This is a genomic window from Dendronalium phyllosphericum CENA369 (genome assembly GCF_016056275.1).
GTDB classification, from domain to species: Bacteria; Cyanobacteriota; Cyanobacteriia; order Cyanobacteriales; family Nostocaceae; genus Dendronalium; species Dendronalium phyllosphericum.
In genome coordinates, this window is the sequence record NZ_JAECZA010000245.1 from 19290 (window position 1) to 27252 (window position 7963).

At 44.3% G+C, this 7963-nt stretch carries 10 protein-coding genes and 1 pseudogene; 7 read left to right on the plus strand and 4 right to left on the minus strand.

Annotation, left to right across the window (positions count from 1 at the left end; all coding sequences use genetic code 11):
* The first annotated feature begins 31 nt into the window (after positions 1-31).
* The gene (locus I8752_RS28980; protein ID WP_214435669.1) at positions 32-2212 is read left to right on the plus strand and encodes a single-stranded-DNA-specific exonuclease RecJ; all 2181 of its coding nucleotides are present in this window, start codon (positions 32-34) and stop codon (positions 2210-2212) included.
* Between the two features lie 122 nt (positions 2213-2334).
* On the opposite strand, the gene psb30 is transcribed toward I8752_RS28980, so the two are convergent.
* Positions 2335-2469 carry a photosystem II reaction center protein Ycf12/Psb30 gene (gene psb30, locus I8752_RS28985; protein ID WP_214435670.1) on the minus strand — a complete coding sequence of 45 codons (135 nt, stop codon included), beginning with the start codon at positions 2467-2469 and terminating at the stop codon, positions 2335-2337.
* A 127-nt stretch (positions 2470-2596) separates the two neighbouring features.
* On the opposite strand from psb30, the gene I8752_RS28990 reads away from it, so the two are divergent.
* The 5 genes and pseudogenes from I8752_RS28990 to I8752_RS38220 form a co-directional block, all read left to right on the plus strand.
* Positions 2597-2947 (plus strand): YkgJ family cysteine cluster protein, encoded by a 351-nt coding sequence (locus I8752_RS28990; protein ID WP_214435671.1) that lies wholly within the window; start codon positions 2597-2599, stop codon positions 2945-2947.
* A gap of 69 nt (positions 2948-3016) precedes the next feature.
* A complete protein-coding gene (locus tag I8752_RS28995) occupies positions 3017-4153 on the plus strand; it encodes a tyrosine-type recombinase/integrase (protein WP_214435672.1) in 1137 nt (378 codons plus the stop codon).
* A gap of 154 nt (positions 4154-4307) precedes the next feature.
* Positions 4308-4481 carry a hypothetical protein gene (locus I8752_RS29000; protein ID WP_214435673.1) on the plus strand — a complete coding sequence of 58 codons (174 nt, stop codon included), beginning with the start codon at positions 4308-4310 and terminating at the stop codon, positions 4479-4481.
* Positions 4474-4698 carry an NUMOD4 domain-containing protein gene (locus tag I8752_RS29005; RefSeq protein WP_214435674.1) on the plus strand — a complete coding sequence of 75 codons (225 nt, stop codon included), beginning with the start codon at positions 4474-4476 and terminating at the stop codon, positions 4696-4698. Before I8752_RS29000 ends, I8752_RS29005 begins: the two co-directional genes overlap by 8 nt.
* A gap of 4 nt (positions 4699-4702) precedes the next feature.
* A pseudogene (locus I8752_RS38220) lies at positions 4703-4786 on the plus strand (hypothetical protein); the annotation flags it as partial.
* A gap of 741 nt (positions 4787-5527) precedes the next feature.
* On the opposite strand, the gene I8752_RS29015 reads toward I8752_RS38220, so the two are convergent.
* Together I8752_RS29015 and I8752_RS29020 are read right to left on the minus strand one after the other, a co-directional pair.
* On the minus strand, positions 5528-5830 hold the full coding sequence (locus tag I8752_RS29015; RefSeq protein WP_214435675.1) for a hypothetical protein: 303 nt from the start codon (positions 5828-5830) through the stop codon (positions 5528-5530).
* A 260-nt stretch (positions 5831-6090) separates the two neighbouring features.
* A complete protein-coding gene (locus tag I8752_RS29020; RefSeq protein WP_214435676.1) occupies positions 6091-6411 on the minus strand; it encodes a hypothetical protein in 321 nt (106 codons plus the stop codon).
* A 600-nt stretch (positions 6412-7011) separates the two neighbouring features.
* Between I8752_RS29020 and I8752_RS29025 the strand changes: the two genes are divergently transcribed.
* Positions 7012-7296: a hypothetical protein gene (locus I8752_RS29025; protein ID WP_214435677.1), complete on the plus strand. Its 285-nt coding sequence runs from the start codon at positions 7012-7014 to the stop codon at positions 7294-7296.
* Positions 7297-7671: 375 nt separating this feature from the next.
* Here I8752_RS29025 and I8752_RS29030 read toward each other — a convergent pair.
* Positions 7672-7963 (minus strand): transposase family protein (locus I8752_RS29030; RefSeq protein ID WP_318780860.1); only part of this gene is annotated, 292 nt, incomplete at its 5' end.

Consider the following 7963-nt stretch of genomic DNA (forward strand, 5'->3'; position numbering starts at 1 on the left):
GCGATTAATCGCGTCTCTCCTAACTCGTATTGTGCTGGACAAACCTGTATCGGAAATCTTAAAACCTCGCAGGCGCTTACCAAATCAGCGCTGGCAAATTTACCCACAAAAATTAGAAATAGCCCAACATTTAGCGGGTTTAATCAACCTCTCACCCATCGTCAGTCAGTTGTTGATTAATCGAGGTATCGAAACACCAGAACAAGCACAAGCTTTTTTAGAGCCAGAATCTTTAGTCTTGCCTTCGCCGTTAGAGGAATTCCCAGATTTAGCAATGAGTGTGGAGTTGTTGCAAAATGCGATCGCTTCCCAAGATAAAATTGCTATTTGTGGCGACTACGATGCTGATGGAATGACTAGCACTGCTCTACTATTGCGGAGTCTCCGCACTTTAGGAGCTAAGGTAGATTACGCTATCCCCAGTCGAATGCACGAAGGCTACGGGATTAACAAACGCATCGTTGAAGAATTTCACAGCGAAGGTGTAGAACTAATTCTAACTGTAGACAATGGCATTTCCGCATTTGAACCTATTGCCAGAGCCAGAGAACTGGGACTAAAAGTAATTGTTACCGATCACCACGACATTCCCCAAAAATTACCCCCTGCTAACGCTATCCTCAACCCCAAACTGATAGCAGAATCTTCACCATATCGGGGTGTTGCTGGTGTTGGTGTTGCCTATATATTGGCAGTGTGTTTAGCACAACAGCTAGGCGAGACCAAAGGCTTAATTCAGCCGATGCTAGCACTGTTTACGCTAGGAACGATCGCAGATTTAGCTCCCCTAACAGGTGTAAACCGCCGTTGGGTGAAACGCGGTTTAAAACATTTACCGAAATCTCACTTAGCCGGAGTACAGGCGTTAATTCAAGTAGCTGGCGTACAGGCAAGGGAAGAGGGACAAGGAGACACGGAGACGCAGGGATGGGGGGACAAGAAGAGTTCTTTCTCCGCGTCTCCCCGTCTTACCCTCTCCGCGTCATCTACCAAGTCTCTCAAACCGGAGGATATCGGGTTTCGCCTAGGGCCGCGAATTAACGCCATTGGTAGGATTGGTAATCCCCAAACTGTGATTGAATTGTTGACTACGGATGATATGGGAATCGCACTAGAAAGAGCAATGCAGTGCGAACAAATCAACACTACTCGCCAGCAAATGTGCGAGCAAATTGAACAAGAAGCGATCGCCTATGTAGAAACAGAATTTATCACCACTCTACAGCAAGACAAAGTATTAGTAGTTGTCCAACCGAATTGGCATCACGGTGTTATTGGTATCGTCGCCTCCCGCTTGCTAGAACGTTACGGAGTTCCCGTATTCATTGGCACTTATGAAGATGAAGGACATATTCGCGGTTCAGCACGGGGAATTCCTGAATTTCACGTGTTTGCAGCTTTGGAATATTGTCAAGATTTACTCGGCAAATTTGGCGGACACAAAGCTGCGGGAGGATTTTCTTTACTAGCAGAGAATTTATCAGCATTGCGATCGCGTTTGTATGAATTTGCTAACCAGCGTTTAGAACCCCAACACCTCAAGCCTCTACTCAAAATTGATGCTGAAGCTAATTTGAATCAAATCGATCGGCAACTTTACCAGCAACTAAATACTCTCCACCCTTGCGGTATCGATAACCCCGATCCCATATTTTGGACACCGAATGTCCAAGTTATTGAGCAACAAATTGTTGGTAAGGGTCACATCAAGCTAACACTTAGCCAAACTATCAATCAGCAACAGTATAAAATCAAAGCGATCGCTTGGCGTTGGCGCGACTATTTCCCCCTACCTTCATCTGTGGATGTTGCTTACAAGCTGCGAGAAAATTACTTTAACGGTGACACCTCCATTGAGTTAGAGTTACAAGGTGTCAGACTTCCAAATAATGACACAGGGAAGCAGTCAATTCATTCCGAACTACTTCCCCAATCTCACCTATTTTATGCCTCGCCACTGAAACCGTTAAAAACCAGTTTTCAGTACAAGCAACGGCAGTACATTTGTGGCATCTATCAAAAAGATTTTTTACCAGAATTAAGAATTAAAAATCCTGAAGGCAAAGTCTTAGTTATGTACCCAGGACGTACAATCGGTTTACTTGGCATTCATCGTGAAGACGCTACAGAGGTTGATGTCACTCAACCGCAATATGACAGCATTATTCAAGCTGCACTCAAAGCATTATCAGTGCTGAATCCTGAGTTGTAAGTCATGAGTTATGAGCTTTTAATTAACATCTCACTCCTAACTCTGAACTTTTCACTCAGCAACGCCAGTCGCCTCAACGGGGGGAACCCCCGCACGGCGCTGGCTCCTCAGCACTCAGCACTTTACAGGTTGCCGTTGCGAAATGCCAGTACAAAGATTACCGCTGGGCCAGCAAGAACGATTAGTGCTACAGATAGCAACTGAAAAATAACTTCCCAATTAATGCTGGTGAAACCGCTAATTATACCGTCTAACATTTTTCCTCTTATCCTCCCAACTGGTTTAAAAATTTAATAACTCAATTGCAAAACCCGCGATCAATCATATCCGGGGATCGACTGCTACATTTAATTTCCTTAACAAAATTATAGGAAAAGACACAAAATGGCAAACTGGCAATGTATAAAACAATGTGGAGCCTGCTGTCATCTCGATCCATCAGAGCGTCCAGACTTGGATGAGTATCTCTCACAAGCAGAATTAGAACAATATCTCAGCATGGTAGGCGAAAGCGGATGGTGCGTTAACTTCGACCATAGCAGCAGAGAATGCCGCATTTATGCCAATCGTCCGCGTTTCTGCCGAGTAGAAACAGAAGTATTTCAGGATATGTACGGCATTGAGCCGGAAGAACTCAACGATTTTGCCATTGACTGCTGTCGTCAGCAGATAGAAGGAGTATATGGCTCTCATAGTTTTGAGATAGCGCGTTTTAACCAAGCTGTTGGTTTGTAACGGTTGAACGAAAACATACCCGGTTAGTGAATTGGCTACGCAAACGGCTACCAAAAACTAACCGAGACGATGAAACGAAATAAACGCGGGACTGTAGGAATTGAGGTAAAACAAGGCAAATTGCGTCTTCGTCTGCCACGCACAATTGCCGATGTAAACGCGAGATACATATCAACAGGTCTGGATGATACGCCTGATAACAGACGTAAGGTACAGTTAAAGGCTTGGGAACTAGAAGAGGATATTCAAAAAGGTACGTTAGACCAAACGCTAACGCGGTATAAGTTTCAACAACAGCCTGTTATTTCCACCAAACCAAAAACTGTACCTAACCTGCGAGAATTATGGTTAGCCTACTGTGAATATCGCAGACCGATAGTAGCAACGACTACTTTTGTACAGAAGTACCTCGGTTATTACACCAACCATATCAACAGGCTACCGTCTTACAACCCAAATGACGCTGCCTATATACGTCATTATCTTATAACAACATATACAAACGATACCGTTAAACGTTTATTAATTCAGTTAAACGCTTGTTGTAAGTGGTCTGTTTCTGCGGGGTTGATAGATGATAACCCGTTTGTTGGTATGGCGAACGAGTTGAAGCAACAATGGTCGGTCGAAAACATTGACCCATTCAACCGTGACGAGCGAGACGCTATCATCGAAGCTTATAGAAAGCACCCCAAGTATAAGCATTACTATAATTTCATCCGTTTCTTATTCATAACAGGCTGTAGACCAGGAGAAGCTTGTGCATTGAGATGGTGTAACGTCTCTGATGAATTCATACTTTTTTGCGAGTCATATTCAGTCAGATACAAACTAGTAAAAGACACAAAGACTCACAAACCGCGACGGTTTCCATGCAACACCATGCTGCGGGAATTGTTGCAGAGTTTAAAGAAAAATGAGAATGAGCCTGACTCATTGGTGTTTACGACACATTACCACGGTCAGACGATAAACAACGATACTATCCCTACTGCCTTGGGCTGGAAGCTTATAGTTAACGGGTTGGTCACTGAAGGTAAGGTACAACGCTACAGACCACCTTACAACTGTCGCCATACTTTCATCACGTTAGCGTTGAACGCTGGGTTAACCGTGTCACAGGTAGCAAAGCTAGTAGGTAACACACCAGCAGTTATCCTCAAACACTACGCTTCTGGTCACGTCTCTGAAGTTCCCGTGTTTTAACACAACCATTAGACTTTTACGACTTTAACGCAACTAGTATAGAACCACATCTATGACTACGGCTGTGATGCCCGTTTTACGTTGTTGGTTTTAACGACATGTCCGAGAGGGCGCGGTTACACGAATAACGTAAACCAATAAAAGGTTGAACCAAATGAAACGCAACATCCAGTTGACTGTGCGCCTAACCGAAAGCGAACACGCGGCTTACTCAGCATTAGCGTCTGAGATGGGAACCCACCTAGCTGACTTGTTCCGTGTAAGTCTAAATTCACAACACGCTGACCACCTTGAGCGTTTGAAAAGAGTGGGGGTGAGTCATGAGTAACCCAGTTGTTCAAACTGACGAGACTATTCAGGTTAACAACCGTGATGCTGAGGTTTGGTTAGCCATCCCAGGTTATGAAGGTCGCTATGAAGTCTCAAACCTTGGGCGCGTGGCATCTCTTAACTACGCTCGGTGCAAGAAACGCCAAGTTTTAAAACCTCGACCAGAGCGAGTTTCTAACAGACCCAACAGGCAACCGTCGTTTCTGGGTTGTTAATGTTGAGAAAACAATAGACACGGCTGCTGTAGAACAAATGAGGGATGACGTTTGGGGAGCCGTCCTGTCGCTGTACCTTGCGGGTGAACCATCGACGCTAAATGAGGTTGAGTCTGTACAGTCAGCAGAGGACACGTCCCAATACGAACAAACTCACCCTTGGCTAGAGAAGGTTTCAACGTATATGACAGGGCATAACCCATGTACATTAACCGACATTATGGAAAATGCTCTAAGGTTTGAAACAAGTAGGCTCAACGACAAGAGGGCTGAAAGGGAAATAAGCGACATTCTAAAAAAACTTGGATGCACCAGAAGACAGCAACGGCTTAACGGGGTTAGAGCATGGTACTGGTACAAACCAACACTTAATGGTGTCACCGCCGATGATGTCAAAGTGACTACCGCTAACATCCCAACGTCTGAACACTTCTAAACCGCAACTGTTAACCCCTACATCAACACCGCGCCTTCTATGTTAAAGGCGTGGTTTATTTTGTGTTGGGGTGTCCTCAGATGTCTAGTGTCACCAGGCTGAGGACAGGGCTGAGGACAGACTGAAACCCTTACTGTATATAGCTTGTCACCAGTGTCACCAGTGTCACCAGGGTAATAAAGACTTTGACGTGTCTCTCCTCCCACACTACTACTACCGCTTAAGCGTTTACTCTAACTCTTTAAAAGCTGAGGACATCTGAGGACACTGAGGACAGTAAAGGGGGGTAAGGGTTCTAGGGTGTCACCAGTACGTCAGGACACTGAGGACAGTAAAGGGGGGTGAGGACAGCAGGTGTGAGAAAGAGAGGGGTGTGGCAGGGGCACGTATTAACTACTTAGCATGTTCGTTGTATAGTCGCTCTGTTTCTGATCTGTCTCTAGCTTCTGACTCAGCCCAAATTTTACGATACATCTCCAAGTCTTTATCAGACTGACGTTGCAGTTCAACACGTGTTTTATTCATATCTTCTATAAATGACTCATGGTCACACTTATAGTTGCGGTTAGTTGTCCTATCCAAACACCAATAAGTAGGCTCAGGTTTTGTCGGCTGAGGTTTTAAACCCAGAATGGAACGCAACTCAGGAGCGAAGATAAACGCGATGATAGCAGCGATGATGAGTAAACGGTTCATTTGTGTTAGTCTCTCTGCCCGTCTCCAGTAGGTAGTAAGCCTTGTTTATTGGTATTTAATATGGCACATACAACAGAGACTACACCATTACTCAGTCAGCGAAAATTAAGCAAAGTAAATGGGTTGTGACATATAAGCATTTGTACCCCACGCTACTCAACACGCTAGCTGAGAGGTAAAACCATGCTCCGTAGTGCGGTAGAGAGCAGACCCCACGACAGACGCTCAACACCTACCCAAATTCATCTACGTACACCCCATCACTCAAACTTATTTGGGTCAACCTTATCTGGTAATAATGGTTCGGTTGTGCAAATTGGTGCTAAGTCAATGTGAGGTGGTTCTTGTCGTGTTGCTAGCGAGTAGAAAAGTAATGCCCTTGCCAAATAGCTTAGTGACCGTTTCATCAGCCAGCTTGTTGATAACTCTTGTGCGTTTAGCTGTGCCTCAATGTGGTGAATGAGTTGGTGCAACTGTGTTGCTACCTCAGCATCAGTCAGGTGTTGGTTTTCCATGTCCACACTCTCTGCCATCACGTACCACAAACATACCACAACAACAACGACGCTGAGACTAACCATGTCCCAACGCCGTTATTAGTGTGTTAGTGAGTTATAGGTGTCATTCTTGTATAACAGTATAACACATCTATCTTTACTGTCAACACGTATTATCAGGACGACTCACTATCCACACCTTACCAACTATATACCAACGACGTGAACATCCGTTGTTAAACTAGTCATAAATACTCATCGTCAATAGTCTCTTACGTCGTAAAAGGTGGGTTAACGGGTAGGTCGGTGTGGCAGTATTTTCATGGGTAAAACCATGTAGTTGCAGTTTACGTAGGTTTATCAGACGCGGTGGCGTGAACCGTCGTTGAAACCGTTGGTATAACGCCCGTTCAACTCGATGTCTGAAACGCGCTCTGTGTCTAGTATCTATCGTAAAAATATGGCGCGTATTTTTTGAGTGAGTCTCTATATTATAGTAGCGTGTTGTACCCCCGTATAACATTATTTATACACATGTCTAACCACTACTAACAGTATTACTTTCCACAACTCTTATTTGTTAACAACCTCAGCGTTCTGTCGCTTGGTTATGTCCACTTTGTTTGCTACATTATTTACATCGAGCGGTACATCACTTCACCACGCCGCTAAGGAATTGCAACTATGTCCACCATCAAAGAATTGAAACAGCAAGCAACCGCATTGGGTTTAACAAACGACGATGTTAAGACATTCGGTAAGCTATCAGCCAAGGCAACATGGCAAGCTGCTATTGATAACCACCTAGCAACCAATGAACCAGTTGAAACCATAACGTTATTACCTAGCCCTTGGGATAACGCAGAGGAATATCCAACAGCCGAGCAGCCAGCCAGCCACGCCAACGCTTGCTGTTGTGGTTATCGTTGCCCTCGTGTTGTTATTTTGTCAGGTCATCTCACTCGTTAAATATTTTGCATCAACCGCACAGTCAGCCTTTGCGCGACGACGTAACGAGAGCCAACGACGACAGCAATGGTACGACGAATTACATCAGCTAATGGCAACGTAAACCAACGTTCAACTATAGGGTTAGCTAACAGGTGTCAAGACGTGGCGACAACGCCGATACCCTAACCCGCTAACACGCCAATTATCACTTATAGGGTTGGTTCTCTTTAACCACCTACACGACACAAAACATTAGTTTAGAGACAGGTATACAAACGCCATGACAACCGCTCTTGCAGTCTACGAAGCCGAGGTATTTATACCTACTAACCAATTAGCTGTACATGAACAGCCTACGACAGAACGAGTTATTAGACCTCTTGCAAAAGTCGCTTAAGCAAATTCGGTTTGGGGAAGACGAAGCTCGTAATTGTAGAGAGCAGCAATCAGATTAAACCTCAAACTAAATCTTTTTCGACGATTTCTATAAGTGAAGGACAAAATTTTAAATACCTTCAGCTTCCGATTTACATGCTCACCTAAAACTCTGATTTTAGCTAATTCTTGATTGCTCTTTTTATCCTCACAAGTTAACTTACCTCCTCTAGGTTTTTTCTTAGGAATCTGACTATTGCTATGTAGTTTTTGAATACCTTGATAACCTTTATCTCCCAAGCATTTTATG